Origin of the sequence: Gordonia sp. N1V, assembly GCF_029269935.1 — a bacterium.
GTDB classification, from domain to species: domain Bacteria; phylum Actinomycetota; class Actinomycetes; order Mycobacteriales; family Mycobacteriaceae; genus Gordonia; species Gordonia polyisoprenivorans.
The window spans coordinates 61,331-78,626 of the sequence record NZ_JARJDD010000008.1; the positions used below are offsets into that span (position 1 = coordinate 61,331).

Sequence of the window (17,296 nt, forward strand, 5' to 3'; positions counted from 1 at the left end):
CGGCGACCGAGAGAGTCGGGGCGACCGAGGGACGGGGCGATCAGGGCGCGGTGTAGACCGGTTCGCTGCGGAACCGCGACGACCGGCCCGAGATGCCGAGTGCACGCCACAGCGTCCGGGAGGCCGGATTCATCAGGCCGCACTGTTCGCCGAGCATCCGGACATCACCGAAGACGTTGCGTCGCACGCGCTTGGATTCCGGTGACCGCCAGAAGATCTCGCGCATCACTGAGTCCGGGACGTCGAACTCGCGACGGAAACTGCGCGGCGGCACCATGATCGCGCCCAGCAGCAGACGCATCGCGATCGGTAGCGCCAGCGACAGGACGAAGCGCTGGAACCGGTTCTTCTTCGGGACCGTCTCGCGCAGGTGGTGATGGGCGAAGGAGATGTGGCGCGCCTCCTCGGCGACGTGCAGCTGCATCACCGCGGCCATCGCCGGGTGCAGGCTGTCGGTGGTACGCAGGAAGTCCTTCTGCAGGTGATCGATCGGCTCCTCGCCGCCGAGTACGCCGAAGAAGAAGACCGTCGGGAAGATCGTCGACACGAGGGGAACGAACATCGAGACCCGGCGATAGAACGTCTTGGCCCCGGGAACATCCATCCCGATGCGGTTCACCAGCTCCTGGAACATCAGGGTGTGGTTGCACTCCTCCTTGGATTCGTGCGTGGTGTAGCGAAACCGCTTGTCGCCGTTGTCGAGTGCGGAGCTGTACTGCATCAGGCCGCGGATCAGGATGGACTCGAACTGCAGGCCGACCTTGGCCACGTTGGCCTGGCGCCACATGCCGATCGCGATCTGCTTGTCCTGCGGGAGCGCCTGATACCACGGGTGGCGCCCGATCGGGTCGACGTCATACGACAGGATCCACCGCGGGTCGTCGGGGACGACCGCCATCTCCGGGGCGTCCCAGTCGATGTCGAGGTAGGGGTCGAAGTTGCGGTGCACCGACGCGGCCGACAGGTCTTCGAGGACCTGGTTGTAGTCGTTGTCGGCGTCGGACTTGTCGTGTTCGGGGACGTACTTGAGAGCCTGGGTCATCGTCGGTCTCCTCCGAGATCGGTGGGGCGTCGTACGCCGGTGGCGTCGGGCGTGATGCGACAACAATCGTTGTCATTGACGGTAGGGGCGCCCACCCGCTTGTGTCAACAGTCAATGTCACAGTCGGCGGTGTGCCACGTGTCCTCATGTTTGCCGGATGCTCGTACGGTATTGCGCGGTTCGCCCCTTACCCACGATCGACCCAGCCGCCGTTCGACTTCGTCTGGCTCGAGCACCGGCATTCGGGAGACGATGTGGGTCATGGAGAAGATCCTGATCGTCGTCGGAGCGATTCTGCTCATCGTGGCCGTCACCGAGATCGCTCCGCGTATTCGTGTGCCCGCGGCACTCGCGCTGGTGGTGATCGGCGCGGCCATCGGCATCATGCCGATCGTTCCGGCGCTGCACCTGGACCCGGAATGGATTCTCGTCGGCGTGCTCCCACCCTTGCTCTACGCGGCGGCCGTGCAGATGCCCGCGATGGAGTTCCGTCGCGACTTCGGGACGATCAGCGCGCTGTCGGTGCTGCTCGTGCTGGTCAGTGCGCTGGCCCTGGGGTTCTTCTTCTGGGTGGTGGTTCCCGGGATCGGCCTGGCCACCGGGGTGGTGGTTCCCGGGATCGGCCTGGCCACCGGGGTGGCGCTCGGGGCCATCGTCAGTCCCACCGACGCGGTGGCCACCTCGATCGCCAAGAAACTCGGCGTGCCGTCGCGGGTGACCGCGGTGCTCGAGGGCGAGAGCATGCTCAACGACGCCACCTCGCTGGTGCTGTTGCGGGCCGCGATCGCGGCCACGGCCGCGACCATCTCCTTCTGGGGAGTGCTGGTCAACTTCGTCTACGCGGTGGTGCTGGCCGTGGCGATCGGCGCGGTCGTCGGGATGCTCAATCTGCGTGTGCGGGCCCGCGTCCACGACCCGGCGGTCAACACGGCGATCTCGTTCACCGTGCCGTTCCTGGCGTATCTGCCCACCGAGGAACTGGGTGCGTCGGGGTTGGTCGCGGCCGTCACGGCCGGGCTGATCACCGGCGCGGGGGCCACGCGATTCCTCACCCCGCGTCACCGCATCTCCGACACCCAGAACTGGCGGATGGTCGCGATGCTCGCCGAGGGTGGCGTCTTCTTCCTCATGGGCCTGGAGTTGTTCGGCCTCATGGGAGACGTCGTCAACGAACACAACGGGGTGCAGCACGCGGTGTGGCTCGGTCTGGCCGCGCTCGGGGTGGCGCTGGCGATCCGGGCCGTCTACATCGTGCCGCTGGTGTGGTGGGTCGATCGCCGACGCCAACGCGGCGAGGCGATGCGGCCGATCCTGGAGAACTACACCGCGACCGCCACGGCAGGGGCGTCGAAACGCGACGACGCCCGGGTCCGCCGCCGCTTCACGCGGTGGCGACGCCGGTTCCACCTCCGTCGCCATCCCGACCCGGACAAGACGTCTCCGACGACGATGTCGCCGGAGACCGCGGGTCGGATCAACGCGCGGATCACCCGGGCGCTGGCCGACATCGACTACTACGACGACGCGCCCTTGGGGCGCAAAGAGGGCGTCATCATGGTGTGGGCAGGTCTGCGCGGCGTCGTCACCGTCGCCGCCGCGCAGACCCTGCCCGACGACACCCACTCCCGCTCACTGCTGGTGCTGACCGCGTTCGTGGTGGCGGCCGCGTCATTGCTCCTCCAAGGCGGGACGCTGTCGTGGCTGATCCGCAGACTGCGACTGCCCGACACCGTCGAAGACAAACGCGCCGAACGCCTGCGACTGCGCGCCGACATGGACGCCACCATGCAGGCCGCAATGGCGCAATCCGAGGTGGTACGTGAGATCCCTTGGCTGCGTGCGCGTATCGAGCAGGCCACTCGTGAGGCCGAAGACATCGGTGAGGAAGATGCCGACGACGAGGACATGATTGACGGGGACAGAAGCGAGGGGGCGAACCCCGGACCCGTCATCGGAACGGGCGCCACCTATGGCCTGAACCTCGCCGAGCGCGCACAGATGCGGGCGGTGCGCCGGGAGATCATCGCGGTCCAGCGTGCACGCCTGTTGAGTCTGCGCCGCGAGGGCAGCTACTCGTCGGAGGCGTTGTCGCGAGTCCTCAATCAGCTCGACGCCGAGGAGATCAGCCTCGAGCTCCAGGGCGGTTGAACCCGGCGTCAGCGTCGGGAGTCGAAGGGCAACAACGCCATTTCTCGCGCATTGCGGATCGCGGTGGCGACCTGACGCTGCTGCTGTGGGGTCAGACCGGTGACCCGACGCGGGCGGATCTTGCCGCGATCGGAGATGAACTGCCGGAGTGTCTCGATGTCCTTGTAGTCCACCGGATCCCGACCGGTCGGGTGTATGCCCATGGCGGTCAGCTTGTTTCGTGCTCGTTGCGGGGTCTCGTCGCGGCGCTTGCCGCGCTTGGTGTTCGATGGGGGCATGGATGTCCTCCTGAAGGGGTGGATGGATGTAGAAGGTGTCGGTGCGAGGTCACCAGCTGGATTTTGCGATCCCGGGCAGCTCGCCGCGATGTGCCAACTCGCGGAAGCGGACTCGGGAAAGGCCGGCCTTGCCGATGTAGCCCCGGGGGCGGCCGTCGACGGCGTCGCGGTTACGGATGCGCACCGGGCTGGCGTCGCGGGGCAGTGCCTGTAGGCGGCGACGGGCGTCGTCACGCGCCTGCGGGCTCGCGGTCGGATCGGCAATGACACCCTTGAGGTGCGCGCGCCGCTCGGCGTAGCGGGCGACGATCTCCTTGCGCTTCTCGTTCTTGACGATCTTCGATTTCTTGGCCATCAGCGGTCCTCCTTGAAGTCGACGTGCCGTCGAACGATCGGGTCGTATTTCTTGAGGACCATGCGATCGGGATCGTTGCGGCGGTTCTTGCGGGTCACGTAGGTGTATCCGGTGCCGGCCGTCGAGCGGAGTTTGACGATCGGGCGGATTTCGTTGCGGGCCATCAGATTTTCTCCCCGCGAGCGCGGATCTCGGCGACGACGGCCTCGATGCCGCGCCGATCGATGGTCTTGATTCCGCGGGCACTGACCCGCAGCGTGACGTGGCGGTCCTCGCTGGGTAGATAGAACCGGCGTCGTTGGATGTTGGGATTCCAGCGGCGATTGGTCCGCTTGTGTGAGTGCGACACCGACTTACCGAAACCGGGTGTTGCGCCGGTGACCTGGCAACGCGCAGACATGCACACCTCCTTATTGAAAACGATTGGCGTTAGAACCCGCAGAAGGCTACCGTGAAAGCCCTGTAAATGAAAATTGTTGCCAACAATGGAAGGGGTGATCGAGATCGACCCGCACTCGCACGGGACCGGTGGCCCGACGCGCCGCCGGACGCCGGTCACACTCGTCACCGGACTCGATTCCGCCGCGGTCGGGCGCGCAGCCCACGCACTCGTGATGGCCGGCACGGTGCTGGTGCACCACGATCTCGGTGCCATCGCGTCGGGCCGGGTGATCCGCACCGTCACCTCGGTCAGCCCCGACGGCTGCGCCGTCGAGCAGATCACCGAGGTCGTCCTCGAGCACGGCTGCGTCTCCTGCACGCTGCGTGAGGACCTGTTGCCGCTGCTACGTCGGCTGCATCAACGGGACTCGGTCGACGAGATCGTGTTGCGTCTCGACCCACTCGTGGAGCCGGAAGCGTTGAGCTGGGCCATCGACAACGTCATCGTCGCCGACATGCCGGGTTTCGTCGACGGTCCGGCCGGGCGAGACGTGCAGATCACCGCGACGATCGCCTGCGTCTCGGAGATGGGATGGCTCGAGGACGCCACCGGTGACGTCACCCTGGCCGAGGCGGGGATGGGTGTCGACGACGACGATCGCACCCTGGCCCAACTCGCGGTGGGACAGGTCGCCTTCGCCGACGCCCTGATCATCGCGGCCGCCGACCCGGTCATGCGTGACGCATGGCAATCGGCCCGGCTGATGGCGGTGCTGCGTCGGGTTGCACCGCGCGCACCGATCCTCATGGAACTGCCGCAGCGCCGGTTGACCGCGGTCACCATCATGCAACTGCTGCGCGCGATCCCCGACGATGCGCGGCGTGGCCGGATCGACGGCCCGCACGATCCGCTGCTGCGCCATCAACCGCCGCTGGTCGACGAATGTGGGGTCGGCATCGTCGAATTCAACGCCGATCGTCCGTTCCATCCCGAGCGGCTGCACGAGGCGCTCGACGCCCTCCTCGACGGCGTCGTGTGTGCACGCGGCCGACTGTGGCTGGCGACCCGCCCCGACCAGGCGTTCTGGTTGGAGTCGGCGGGGGAGGCGCTGAAGGTGGCCGAGGGTGGCGGGTGGCTGGCCGCGATGGACGCCGACGAACAGGACGAGCAGGACCCGGAACGACGGGCGATGGCGGCCCTGCGCTGGCATCCCGAGCACGGCGACCGGCACAGCGCACTCGTCGTCATCACCCATCGCGCCGACCCCGACCACATTCGTCACGCGCTCAACGGCGCCTGCCTCGACGACCACGAGATGGCCGCCGGCCCCCGGGCGTGGGCGCACTTCCCCGACCCCTTCGGCATCGAACACACCGACCCGTGCGACGACCTGACCCTCGGTGACCCCGCACTCGCCGACCACACCGACATCCCTCGAGAGGACCACCCATGAAACCCGGCATCCACCCCGACTACCACCCGGTCGTCTTCCGCGACGCCTCGACCGGCACCGCGTTCCTCACCCGCTCGACGATGACGTCGGAGGCAACCGTGGAGTGGTCCGACGGCAACACCTATCCGCTGGTGGTCGTCGACGTGACCAGCGACTCGCACCCGTTCTGGACCGGGGCGAACCGTCTGGTCGACACCCAGGGTCGTGTGGAGCGTTTCCGCCGTCGGTATGGCGATCGGGCGAATCGGACGAAGGGCACGCCCGCTCCCGCGCCCGAATAGGCCCTCACCAGCGGCGACGGCGTCGTCCTCTGTTCGATTGGTTAACTCCGCTGCCACCGGCGGTCACGGGTTAGAGTGGCTGCGTCATGCAGTCGAACCCACCGGAGGACACCATGCTCCCGCGTCCCGCGCGACCGGCCCGAACGTTGCGAGGCCACGCCGTTCGGGTCCTGCTGGTGACGGCGGCGTTGCTGGTGGCGGTCCTCGCGACGGGCGCGCCGGCGTCCGCGGAACCCCCGGGCGGCGCGCCGTCGGCGCCGGTGGTCGACGATCCCGGCAGCGTGACCCCGTCGCCTTCCGACACGCCCTCGGAGACCACGACGGTGCCGACCACCTCCGGGCCGCCCGTGTCCTCGACGCCGCCGTCCGAGCCGTCGTCGGCACCGCCGTCCACCCCGAGCCGGACACCGTCGACGACGGTCGCACCGACCACGGTGCAAGAGGTCCCGCAACAGACCATTCCGCTGCCGAGTAGCACTGCACCGTCGTCGTCGGCGCCGGCGACGGTCACCCAGAACGTCATCCCGGTGGCGCAGAAGAAGTCGACGACCGCGCGGACCGCGCTCATCGCCGTCTCGGTGATCGCGATCGTCGGTGCCGCCGCGATCCTGGCCTATCTGCTGGTCGGCCGAATGCGGAGCCGGCGATGACAGCGCGGAGTCGACGATGACGGTGCAGGGCCCCGGTTCTCACGGACCCCGGCCGGGAGGGCCACCCCATCAGCCCGGCGTGCGTCCGCCGGTGCCGCCGGCGAACCCGACACGCCACGTTCCCGCACCGGGTGCGCCCGGCCCGGTGGGGCCGCCGCCGGGTGTCGCACCGCGCCCCGGGCCGCCGGGCCGCCATCCGGGTGCGCCGCAGCCCGGCCGGTACCAGCCCGGCCCGGCTGGTCCCGCGTATCCCCGTCCGCCGCAACCCCGCCGGCCGCAACCCGCTCCGCCCGGCCCGCCGCTGCCGGGTCCCGAATCGCGGGGTTTCGACGACGCCGAACGCCGAACACGTTCGGGCCGAGGCGATCTCACGCCGGAGCTCATCGAGACCGACGTATGGACCGACGCCATGGTCGAGCAAGCCGGTATCCCGGTCGTCGACGTGCCGTTCGTGACCGTGGGGTCGGGGATCGGGTCGTTCGTCACCGTCGATTACCTGCGGATCTGCGGTGTGCCACTGGACCGGATCGTCGTGCTCGGCCCGCAGGATGTGCCGTGGCACTCCTACGAATACCTCACGCGGGTCTCGCAGATCCCGCGTGGTGAGCGGCTGCGATCGGATTCGGCGTCCACGCCGGACAACATCTGGGGCTTCCCGTCCTACGCTGTCCGCGAGGCGTGGGCGACCAAATCGATCAAGCCGCTCTGGAATGTCGCCGTCGAACCGATCTTCGCCAACTACTACACGCCCAAGGCGGGCCACGCCTTCGAGTCGATGGAGAAGGAATGCCACCGCATCGGGTATCTGCAGTGCCTGCGACAGGGCCAGGTGCGGATGATCCGACGCCGTGCCGGCGGCGGGTACTTCACGATCCTCACGCCACCGAGCGGGCCCGAGGCGGGCGTGGGGGCGCCGACAAAGCGAATCGCGTTCCGTAGCCAGTGGGTGCACGTGGCGATCGGCTATCCCGGCATCAAATTGCTGCCCGACCTGCAGGCGTTCCGGGAGACCTATCGGGATGCGAGCAAGGTGGTCAATGCCTATGAGCCGCACGAGCACATCTATCAGGCGTTGCAGCGGCGGCCGGCAACGGTGATGATCCGTGGCGCGGGCATCGTCGCCTCGCGGGTGTTGCAGCGGCTGATCGACGACCGCGACGCACTCGGTCTGCAGACGCAGATTGTGCACCTGTTCCGCACCTACGTCGACAAGTCGCACGGCCCACATATCTTCATGCGACGCAAGGGAAAAGACGGCTGGGCCTATCAGGGCTTCAACTATCCGAAGTCGGTGTGGGGTGGCCAGCTCAAGGCGCGGATGCGCAAACTCGAGGGGCACGAACGCGCCGAGGCGTACAAACAGATGGGCGGCACCAACACGCCGGTACGCGACTCCTGGCAGGAACAGCTCAAGCGCGGCCGTCGCGAGGGCTGGTACCGGGTGGCGGTCGGCAAGGCGGAGTCACTGGTGCCCGCCGCCGGAGGACAAGGCGTGGTGGCGACGGTTCGCGTCGACCCACACGCCTCGATCACACAGGAGGCCCGACCCGACGGGACCTTCGAGCTGTACGCCGACTACGTGATCGATTGCACGGGCCTCGAAGCCGATGTGCGCGAACATCGGTTGCTCGCCGACCTGCTCGATCACACCGGCGCGGGTATCAATCCGGTCGGCCGGATGGACGTGGACCGCAACTTCGAGCTGATCGGTACCCGTAACGGCAACGGCCGGATCTACGCGTCCGGGTCGGCTACTCTCGGTGGCTATTTCCCCGGCGTCGACACCTTCCTCGGTTTGCAGATCGCCGCGCTGGAGATCGTCGACGACCTGGCGAAGCAAGGCTTCTGCAAACGGTTGTCGCCCTGGCGCTCGACGGCACAGTGGTGGCGCTGGGCGCGCGGGAAGGGCGTGGACTGAGATGTTGCCGACCCTATGGGGAAGAATCCAGACGCGAATCCTGGTGCTGGGCATCGTCGGTGGGATCTGGACGCTGATCATCGGTCCGTTCCTGCCCGACGGCGCCGCGCTCGGCGACACCTATGCGGTGGCGTTCCTCGTGCTCGCGGTGGTCGTCGTACTCGGCGTCGCGTGGGAGTTCTTGTATCACCTTCTGCAGCAATTCCGTTGGGAGAAGGACTGGCCGACGTTGTTCGGGTTGCTCACCGGGATCAACGAGGGCGTCGTCGCCTGGTTCGTCGTGCAGTACGTGCCGATCTTCCCGGGCGATCTCGGCCCGCCCCCGGCCGGTGCCTATGCGCTGCAGTTCGTGACGACCTGGCTGGTCGTGTGGGTGGTCCTCAACGGGCCGTTACGGGCGATCTTCCCGCACTGGAGATTTCAGGGAGGGCGGTTCGTGTGAGCGCTCCTGTGCCGAGCCCGGGTGTGACGCCGCTGGTGACGTTGGTGCCCGGCCCGGGGATCGTCATCCGCAAGCCCGCGTTCCTGTGTGTGCTCGGGGACAATGCTCGTGCACTGCTGCCCGACATCCTCGCGATCGAGGACGCGGTGGCCACCGCCGATCGGATGCCGCGCCGCGGCCGGCACGTGGTGCGGGCGGTGGCCCAACTCGCGGCGACCGCCGATCTCGATCAGGTCGCCGACATCGGGTTCGCCGCACCCGACAGTGTGGGGATCGCGATCTACTTGAGCGGCACGGTTTTCGGTGAGGCCGACGGTCGTCGCCTGCGCGCCGACGGGTCCGAGCCGTTCGACCGGGCGATCCCCTGGCCGTATGAGGGTCTCGGGCTGTACCTCGCCGATGCCGTTCCCGCCGAGCCCGGTGAGGAAACCTACGATCTCGTCGAGGGTTTCGTCCCGGCCGCCGGGGCCCTGCTGCACACCCCACTGGGTATGCGCGGCACCGAGGTCCTCGATCTCGGCTCGGCCGCCCCCGAGCCGCGCTCCGCGACACCCCAGCCCCCAGCACCTCAGCCCCCTGCGCCGGAACCCGAAGCACCACAACCGGTTCCCGCCCGAGCCGACTCCGCCCATCCTGGCCCCGATCAGCCCGATCCGGCCCGGCCCGAGGCCGCACCGCCGGTGTCGATCGCCAAGACCCCGGAGCCGCCCCGGGAGTTCCAGTCGTCCTCGCTGGCCCCGGACGACGCCGACGAGCCGCCACGTCCCGGGCTCGCCCGCGCCGATCGCCCCGCGCCCGCGGCCCAGCAGCGTGAATCGGGTCAGCGTGAACCGGGACAGCAGCGTGATCCCGGACAGCGCGACCCGTTGCCGCGCCGCGACCCGTCGCCACCACCGGCGCCGGCGCCGAATCACGACTTCCGGGTCGACTCCTTGCAGGACGCCGTGCCCGAACAACGCGAACCGTTGCCGGTGCAGGAAAAACAGAAACCCGCCACCGAAGTCGTCAAGCTCGTCGAGTCACGCGCCCACGTCCACGGAATCCGATGCAGCCGGGGTCACCTGAATCATCCACGGTCCTGGCTGTGCGGGGTCTGCGGGATTCGGATGGATCAGCTGACGGGCATTCTCGTCGAAGGGGAGCGCCCGCCATTGGGGTGGCTGTTGCTCGACAACGGCTCCACCTACCTACTCGACGAGGACCTGGTGATCGGACGTGAGCCGGGAGCGCCGACCCGTCCGGGCCGAGGCGCGCCGAAACCCATCCGGGTGCAGGACGAGTCGGGTCAGCTCTCCCGCAGGCACATCGAGATCCGGTTGGTCGAGTGGGATGTGCACCTGATCGACCTTGGCTCGGCCAACGGCACCTACGTCAGCGACCCCGCGATGGGCAACCGGGAGATCCGGCTGACGCCTCGGCAACCCCACCTGCTGACGCCCGGATCGCACGTGCGAATCGGGGGACGGCACTTCATCTTCGAGTCCCCGCACGCCCGGGCGTGATCCGGGTAGCGAGAATGGTGACGGGATCGGACTGATGGACACACACACGGTGGCCTTCCTGCTGATCGACGTGGCGGTGGTGATCGCCGCCGCACGGATCGGCGGACGTATCGCGCAGGCCTTCCGGCAGCCCGCGGTCGTCGGTGAGATCGTGGCCGGAATCGCGTTGGGCCCCAGCCTGCTCGGGCTGCTGCCCGGAAACCCGACCGAGGCGTTGTTCCCCACCGAGGTGCAACCGCTGCTCGGCGCGTTGGCCCAGATCGGGCTCGTGCTGTTCATGTTCATCGTCGGACTCGAACTCGACATGCGTTTGGTCGCCGGACGCGAACGGGCGGCCGCGACCATCTCGGTGTGCTCGATCGTGGTGCCGTTCGCGCTTGGTGTCGGTCTCGCGGTGGTGCTCTACCCGACCAACAAGGTGGTGGGCGGCAAGGAGATCGGTCTGACCGGGATGGCCTTGTTCCTGGGCATCGCGATGTCGATCACGGCGTTTCCCGTGCTGGCCCGCATTCTCACCGATCGAGGCATGCAGCGCACCCCACCGGGCGTGTTCAGTCTGGCTGCCGCCGCCGTCGACGACATCATCGCCTGGACCGCATTGGCTTTCGTCATCGCGGTCATCTCCGGCGGCAGCCCGCTCGCGGTCGCGCGCATCGTCGGTCTGACGGCGGCCTACGTGGCCGTGATGTTCCTGATCGTGCGGCCGCTGTTGCGCAAGCTCGTCACCTGGCGTGACCGGGCCGGCCGCATGACACCCGACATCCTCGCCGTCATCCTGATCGGGTTGTTCTGCTCGGCCGCCGCGACCGACGTCATCGGCATCCATCAGATCTTCGGTGCCTTCGTGTTCGGCGCGATCATGCCCAAGGTGGGCGGTGAAGCGCTGACCCGCGAGATCCTCGAACGACTCGAGCAGGTCAGCGTCCTGCTGTTGCTCCCGATGTTCTTCGTGGTCACCGGACTCGGTGTGAACCTCGCGGGGATGGGTCCCAACGCCTGGTGGCAGCTGCTCGCGGTCCTCGCGGTCGCGATCGTCGGCAAGTTCGCCGGGGCCTTCACCGGCGCGAGACTCTCGCGAATACCGTCACGCCAGGCGTCGGCGATCGCGGTGCTGATGAACACCCGTGGACTCACCGAACTGGTGATCCTCAGCGCCGGAAAGCAACTCGGGGTTCTCTCCGATGAGCTGTTCGCGATGATGGTGGTCATGGCCCTGGTCACCACGATCCTCGCCGAGCCGCTGCTGCGGGTGATCTACCCGGACTCGGTCATCGCCCGGGACATCGCGGCCGCCGAGCGGCGGGCCCTGGCCGCGGGTACGGCGTCGCGCACCATGATCGTCCTCGGCGACCTCGATGCCGAGGTCGGCGAACTCCTCACCCGGCACCGCCGGCTGCTCGCCGCCGGGGTGGGCACCGACGTGGTGATCGCCGGCGTGTTGCCCGCCGTCGGGCCCACACAGCGTCTGGAACTCGGGGTGCCGTTGGTACCCGACCTCTCGGCGATGGCGTCGGCGGTGGAGAAGCTGACCGCGCTGGGCAACCGGCTCGAGGGTGTGTGTTCGGTATCGGTGTTGTGCCGCTTCAGTTCCGATCCCGGCGCGGATCTGGAGGAGATGGCCGCCAACTGCGCCGCCGACGTCGTCGTCATCGACACGAGCCGACGCGACATGGCCGCCGAGGTGACGAGTGCACCGGTGCTCGTCGTCGACGAGGCACCGGCCGCCGGTGCGCTGCCGGGGACCGTGCCGCTGGTGTGCGCGGCCACCGACAGCAGGTCCGGGCGCACCGCGGTGCTCCTGGCCGCGGCGCTGTCCCAACCGGTCGGCGGCGCGTTGACGGTGATCACCGCCTCGTCGCGCCGGCGCCTGGCCGCCGACCTGGCGCCGGTCACCGACCTCGGGGTGCGCGTGACGGTGACCGGTGACGCCGACCGCCTGGTGATCCCTGGCACGCTCGTTCTCGTCGCCGACGACGCCACGACACCGGGTGCCGGACCCGCCACCCTCACGGTGGCCCCGGCGTACACCGTGATCGATCGCACCGGCACGAGCGAGCAGTCGATCGCCGAGCGCATCGGGATCCGGTTCGCCGGACGCGGCCCGGGAGCCGCCGTGGCCGCACCACCACACCGGCAATCACCAGAATCCCCGTCCCCACAATCGCCGCCACCATCCACCGCATCCTCGGAGAGGCACTGACATGGCAGAAGTCGATGTCCCACAACAGCTCGCGGATTTCACCGTGCTGCGCCGACTCGGTGAGGGCGGTAACGGCACCTTCTATCTCGCGGTGCCGCCGCAACGACTCGGGCTCGCCACCGACCGCGTGGTGCTCAAGGTGTTCAGCGGGGTGTGTAGTGACGACGCCTACCGGCGCGGGGTGCGGGAGCTCCGCGCTTTCGCCGCGGTGCGCTCGCCCTATCTCGCGTCTCTCTACGACGCGGTGCTGCAGGGCCAGTTCATGTATGCAATGGAGTTCTTCCCGCTCGGCTCGCTGCAGGCGCCTGCGGAGGCACTGACCCGGGAGGTGGCGCTCGCCGCGCTCGCCGACGCCGCCCGTGGTGTCGACGCGTTGCACGAGGCGGGGATCGCGCACGCCAACATCACCCCGTCGAGTGTGATGCTCACCGGGGGTGAGGGCCCGAAGGTACACGGCGGCAAGATCTCCGACCTCGGTCTGGCCCGGGTGCTCGCCGCCGACGAACCGATCACCAGCTTCGCCCAGCCCGGCGCCGTGCAATACATGGATCCTGCGCTGTTGGCCGGTGATGTACCGTCCCGGGCCACCGACATCTGGTCACTCGGCGCAGTGTTGCATCGCGCGCTGACCGGCAAGGGCGTCTACGGTGAGGTCCCCGACGCGCAGCCGTTGCTGGCGATCCGCGCGGCCCTGTCGACCCCGCCCGCGCTGTCGGAGAACCTCGAACGCGCCGAACGTGCGCTGATCGCCAATTGCCTTGCGCTGTCCGGGGAGCGGCCGGCGACCGCGGGTGAGGTGGCCGAACGGATCGACCGGCTCGCGCACTCCTGACCGGCGGCGGCCGGCGATGCCCACCCGGACGGACCGAGGGCCCTACGAGCCGAAAGGTGCGTTGCGCCACCACTCGTCGAGTACCTGCTCGCCGGTGTGCCCGGCCCAGGTGGCCACCACCGTGTAAGGCGCGCGGGCGGAATCGTTGAAATTGGTGATCACCCACCCGTTGGCAACGGTGGTGCGCGACACCCGAACCGACCCCTGCGCCCACGTGCGGGGCGTGCCCGGCTGGGAACCGACGAGGTCATCGACGATGGCGCGGTCGTCTGCGGTCGGGGTGTGCCACACCGTGTACTGCACCCCCGAGGACGCGGTGCAGCTGATCGCGTCGAGTCCGTTGCCGGTGGCCGCCGAGCACGTCGCGCCGCCGAAGCCCTGCGCCTTGGGTCCGGCGGGCAACAACTGCGGGAACTGTTCGGCGATGGATGCGCTTGCCGCCGACCATGTTCCGGTATCGGGGCGATCGACGTAGGCCAGTGCACCGGCGATCACACCGATCAGTGCGAGAACCGTCGCCAGCGACACCAGGAGCGTCGTCTTGCGACGTTCGTCGCGTCCGGTGGGTGGCGGCGTAACCGGCCGTCGGCCTCGGGTCTGGACCACCTGGGTTGCGCTGTCCGGGTTTCCGGCGGGGGAGAACACACGACCCGACATTCCACCGGTCCGGGGGTCGGAGCGCCTCGCATCGGAGAAACGCGGATCGGAGAATCGTGGATCGGAGGACACCGACGTCGGCGCCCGCCGGGAACCGGTGTGCGCGCCGGGATTCGACGTCTGCCCGGTGATCAGGGCGGTGTGCATCCCCGACGACAGCGGCGAGTTCGGTGACGGCGCCACCCCGACGGCGGTGGCGGCGGCATAGCAGAACTCCGCGCACGTGCGGTACCGTTCGTCGGGTTCCTTGGCCAGTGCGATCGAGAGGACCGTGTCGAGTTCCGGCGGCAGCGTTGGTACCCGGTCTCGGACCGATGGCGGTGTGTCGTGAAGGTGTGCGCTCATCGCGGCGAGTCGATTGTCACGGGGGAACGGCGGTGCGCCGGTGAGTAATTCGACAAAGGTGCAGGCGAGCGCGTAGATGTCGGCGCGCCCGTCGAGCTCGTAGCCGTGCAACTGCTCCGGGGACGCGTAGGGCACCGAGGCGACGGTCAGCCCGGTGTCGGTGAGGTGCATGGCGTCGTCGACGGCGCGAGCGATACCGAAGTCGGTCAACATGATCGCGCCGGTGGTGCCGTCGTCGTCGGACTCGATGAGGATGTTCGCCGGTTTGACGTCACGATGCACCATCCCGCGCCGGTGCGCGTGATCCAGCGCGATCCCGATCTCGGAGATGATGTGCACGGCGAAGGCCGGGTCGATGCCCGTGGGGCGGCTACGGATCAGCGATGCGGCGTCGTAGCCGCGGACATAGCGCATCGCGATCCACAGCTGGCCGTTCTCGACGCCACGGTCGTAGACCGAGACGATGTTGCGGTGCTCGAGGCTGCCGGCGAGGTCGGCTTCGCGTTCGAAGCGGGCACGAAAGCTCGGATCATTGGAGAACGAGGGATTGAGCAGCTTGAGGACGTCCAGACGTGGCAGGCGCGGATGCGCCGCCACATACACGGTGCCCATTCCGCCGTGACCCAGCACCCGATCGATGCGGTAGCCGGCGAAGACGGTTCCGGGGCTGAGTTGGCCGTAGTGTGCCGGCGCCTGCGGCTGTGTGGGGGCAGGCTCGGACGGCGTCTGCTGTTCGGGCGGTGTGGTCGGGCCCTCACCCTCCGGCGCAACCTCACCCTGCGTCACGTTCTCGCTCCCGTTGCGCTCCTGGCCCATTGCGGTACGAGTGTAGCCGGTGCATCAGCGCCGATCCGGCGGTGTGTGGGCCGTTCAGCCGACCAGCGCGGGAGCCGTGCTGAACAGGAAGACCACGAAGGTGGCGAGCAGAAACCACGCCGCACCCTGCCACACCTGCCAGCGCCCACCCGCGCGCCAGACGGTGTAGGTCCGCCACAGCCCGCCGAGGGCGCCGACGCCGACGACGATCGGGGCGGCGACCACCAGTGCGGTGCGCAATCCGTCCGAGGACGCCAACGCGACGAGCAGCGTGGCCAGACCGAGACCGATGACCACGATTCCGTAGGTGACGGCGGCGCGCAGAGTCGACGGCTGTGCTGGACCCGGTCCCGGGGGAGAACCGGGCGGACGGGAATCGGGTGGTGGGGGTGTTTCGTCGGGGATCATCGACCTTCCGGACATCGGATCGCGGGAGATGTGAATCGGTCATCTCCGACCCTACGCTCCGGGCCGAAACCCGCAATGGTCAGGACTTTCTTCTCATTACCGGTGAGTTCGGACATGGCAGGATGAACAGTGGAAGGTCTGTCCACAGATGTTCGCCACAAAGGGAGATGACAAGACAATGAGCGCAATCCTCGTCGGCGTCGACGGGTCGGAAGCGTCGACCGATGCAGTCAAGTGGGCCGCGGCCGCCGCTCACCTCGAAGGGCATGAGCTCAAGCTGGTCGGCGTCTACGACGCAAGCACGAGCGACTACGCGCCCGGCCTGATCATTCCGCAGGACGTCATCGACGCGATCCGTCAGGACGCCACCGACGCCGTGCACGCCGCCGCGGACGTGGCCAAGACCGTCGCCCCGGATCTGACGATCCACGCCTCGATCGTCGACGGCGACGCCGCGCGCGTGCTGCTCGAACTCGGCAAGGACGAGGCCGCGATCGTGCTCGGCACGCGTGGGCTCGGCAGCATCAAGGGACTGTTCCTGGGGTCGGTGAGCACCACCGTGGCCGCCCACTCGCGCGGACGCGTGGTGGTGGTCTGCGGGCCATCGGAGCCGAATGCACCGGTCGTCGTCGGCATCGACGACACACCCGTCAGCGACACCGCCATCAAGGAGGCCTTCCGCCAGGCGTCGTTGCGCAACACCAAGCTCATCGCGGTGCACACCTGGACCCCGCTCGACGCCGACGCCCTGCACGGCTACGGCATCGACCCCGACGAGGTCGAGCGGATGTCGCAGGACGCCGTCGCCGCCCTCGCCGAGCGTCTGGCCGGATACAGCCAGGAGTTCCGCGACGTCGAGGTGGTGCGCGAGGTGCTGCCGGAAGAACCGGGCAAGGCCGTGTTGTCGGCGGCCGAGAAGTATAACGCCGGTCTCGTCGTCGTCGGTAGCCGGGGTCGCGGTGGTTTCAAGGGTCTGCTCCTCGGTTCGACCAGCCAGAAGATCCTGCACCAGGCGCATCTGCCGGTGATGGTCGTCCGCAGCTGAACCGAGCAATCTCCGGCACGGTTGCGGTGGCGATCGCCGCCCGGTCGGGCATCATCGGTTCCCATGGGCCTGAAGAAGATCGAGCTCTCCGTCGGGGAACTCGCCCTGCGAGCCGGGATCGCCACGTCCGCGGTGCGGTACTACGAGGAGCAAGGTCTCATCTTCTCCCGCCGCACCGCGGGCAACCAGCGCCGCTATCACCGCGCGATGCTGCGCCGGGTGGCCTTCATCAAAGCCTCCCAGGCCGCCGGGATCCCGCTCGCGGTGATCGCCGAGGTGCTCGGCGAACTCGGTGACACCGAATCACCGTCGACGGCCATGTGGGAAGCGGCGTCGAAACGCTGGATCGACGACCTCGATCACCGCATCGCACTGCTGGAGAAGATGCGCGACATGATCGGCTCCTGCGTCGGGTGCGGATGTCTGTCGTTGAGTGCGTGTCACCTGCTCAATCCCGGAGACGAACTGCACCGGCAGGGTCCCGGGCCGCGTCGGTTGCTGGAGGAATGAGACCACTCCCCGGCGGATGCACGAGGCGCCCT

General features: G+C 68.4%; 18 protein-coding genes. 11 read left to right on the forward strand and 7 right to left on the reverse strand.

Annotated features, from left to right (window positions below):
- Positions 1-40: 40 nt before the first annotated feature.
- Entirely contained in the window at positions 41-1,042 is a 1,002-nt protein-coding gene (locus P3L18_RS12500; protein WP_276114212.1) for a diiron oxygenase, read from the reverse strand.
- A 261-nt stretch (positions 1,043-1,303) separates the two neighbouring features.
- Here P3L18_RS12500 and P3L18_RS12505 point away from each other — a divergent pair, with 261 nt between their 5' ends.
- Positions 1,304-3,190, forward strand: coding sequence for a cation:proton antiporter (locus tag P3L18_RS12505; RefSeq protein WP_276114213.1), 1,887 nt, complete (start codon positions 1,304-1,306; stop codon positions 3,188-3,190).
- A gap of 8 nt (positions 3,191-3,198) precedes the next feature.
- Here P3L18_RS12505 and rpsR read toward each other — a convergent pair whose 3' ends face one another.
- Genes rpsR through rpmB form a run of 4 tightly spaced genes read right to left on the reverse strand, consistent with a single transcriptional unit; the run spans position 3,199 to position 4,223 of the window.
- On the reverse strand, positions 3,199-3,468 hold the full coding sequence (gene rpsR / locus P3L18_RS12510; RefSeq protein ID WP_006369588.1) for a 30S ribosomal protein S18: 270 nt from the start codon (positions 3,466-3,468) through the stop codon (positions 3,199-3,201).
- Positions 3,469-3,517: 49 nt separating this feature from the next.
- On the reverse strand, positions 3,518-3,823 hold the full coding sequence (rpsN, locus tag P3L18_RS12515) for a 30S ribosomal protein S14 (RefSeq protein WP_079931698.1): 306 nt from the start codon (positions 3,821-3,823) through the stop codon (positions 3,518-3,520).
- Entirely contained in the window at positions 3,823-3,987 is a 165-nt protein-coding gene (gene rpmG / locus P3L18_RS12520; protein WP_006369586.1) for a 50S ribosomal protein L33, read from the reverse strand. The genes rpsN and rpmG overlap by 1 nt, the downstream gene beginning before the upstream one ends.
- A complete protein-coding gene (gene rpmB / locus P3L18_RS12525) occupies positions 3,987-4,223 on the reverse strand; it encodes a 50S ribosomal protein L28 (protein ID WP_020172065.1) in 237 nt (78 codons plus the stop codon). Before rpmB ends, rpmG begins: the two co-directional genes overlap by 1 nt.
- Before the next feature lie 85 nt (positions 4,224-4,308).
- Here rpmB and P3L18_RS12530 point away from each other — a divergent pair, with 85 nt between their 5' ends.
- From P3L18_RS12530 to P3L18_RS12565, 8 genes are all read left to right on the forward strand, one after another.
- Complete coding sequence (locus tag P3L18_RS12530; protein WP_276114214.1) at positions 4,309-5,658, forward strand: GTP-binding protein; 1,350 nt, start codon at positions 4,309-4,311, stop codon at positions 5,656-5,658.
- Positions 5,655-5,939: a type B 50S ribosomal protein L31 gene (locus P3L18_RS12535; RefSeq protein ID WP_006369583.1), complete on the forward strand. Its 285-nt coding sequence runs from the start codon at positions 5,655-5,657 to the stop codon at positions 5,937-5,939. The genes P3L18_RS12530 and P3L18_RS12535 overlap by 4 nt, the downstream gene beginning before the upstream one ends.
- Positions 5,940-6,025: 86 nt before the next feature.
- Positions 6,026-6,589 carry a hypothetical protein gene (locus P3L18_RS12540; RefSeq protein ID WP_276114215.1) on the forward strand — a complete coding sequence of 188 codons (564 nt, stop codon included), beginning with the start codon at positions 6,026-6,028 and terminating at the stop codon, positions 6,587-6,589.
- Between the two features lie 301 nt (positions 6,590-6,890).
- The gene (locus P3L18_RS12545) at positions 6,891-8,507 is read left to right on the forward strand and encodes a hypothetical protein (RefSeq protein ID WP_079931713.1); all 1,617 of its coding nucleotides are present in this window, start codon (positions 6,891-6,893) and stop codon (positions 8,505-8,507) included.
- 1 nt (position 8,508) lies between these two features.
- Complete coding sequence (locus P3L18_RS12550) at positions 8,509-8,949, forward strand: hypothetical protein (RefSeq protein WP_079931703.1); 441 nt, start codon at positions 8,509-8,511, stop codon at positions 8,947-8,949.
- Positions 8,946-10,451: an FHA domain-containing protein gene (locus P3L18_RS12555; RefSeq protein WP_276114216.1), complete on the forward strand. Its 1,506-nt coding sequence runs from the start codon at positions 8,946-8,948 to the stop codon at positions 10,449-10,451. Before P3L18_RS12550 ends, P3L18_RS12555 begins: the two co-directional genes overlap by 4 nt.
- Positions 10,452-10,485: 34 nt before the next feature.
- Complete coding sequence (locus P3L18_RS12560) at positions 10,486-12,651, forward strand: cation:proton antiporter (protein WP_276114217.1); 2,166 nt, start codon at positions 10,486-10,488, stop codon at positions 12,649-12,651.
- Between the two features lies 1 nt (position 12,652).
- Positions 12,653-13,483, forward strand: a complete 831-nt coding sequence (locus P3L18_RS12565; RefSeq protein WP_276114218.1) for a protein kinase — start codon at positions 12,653-12,655, stop codon at positions 13,481-13,483.
- 42 nt (positions 13,484-13,525) lie between these two features.
- Here the strand turns inward: P3L18_RS12565 and P3L18_RS12570 are convergent, their stop codons facing one another.
- Together P3L18_RS12570 and P3L18_RS12575 are read right to left on the reverse strand one after the other, a co-directional pair.
- Positions 13,526-15,301: a serine/threonine-protein kinase gene (locus P3L18_RS12570; protein WP_020172057.1), complete on the reverse strand. Its 1,776-nt coding sequence runs from the start codon at positions 15,299-15,301 to the stop codon at positions 13,526-13,528.
- 54 nt (positions 15,302-15,355) lie between these two features.
- Positions 15,356-15,709: a hypothetical protein gene (locus P3L18_RS12575; RefSeq protein WP_079931708.1), complete on the reverse strand. Its 354-nt coding sequence runs from the start codon at positions 15,707-15,709 to the stop codon at positions 15,356-15,358.
- Between the two features lie 178 nt (positions 15,710-15,887).
- On the opposite strand from P3L18_RS12575, the gene P3L18_RS12580 reads away from it, so the two are divergent.
- Together P3L18_RS12580 and soxR are read left to right on the forward strand one after the other, a co-directional pair.
- Positions 15,888-16,754 carry a universal stress protein gene (locus P3L18_RS12580; protein WP_276114219.1) on the forward strand — a complete coding sequence of 289 codons (867 nt, stop codon included), beginning with the start codon at positions 15,888-15,890 and terminating at the stop codon, positions 16,752-16,754.
- 63 nt (positions 16,755-16,817) lie between these two features.
- Positions 16,818-17,264, forward strand: coding sequence for a redox-sensitive transcriptional activator SoxR (gene soxR / locus P3L18_RS12585; protein ID WP_276114220.1), 447 nt, complete (start codon positions 16,818-16,820; stop codon positions 17,262-17,264).
- Positions 17,265-17,296: the final 32 nt, after the last annotated feature.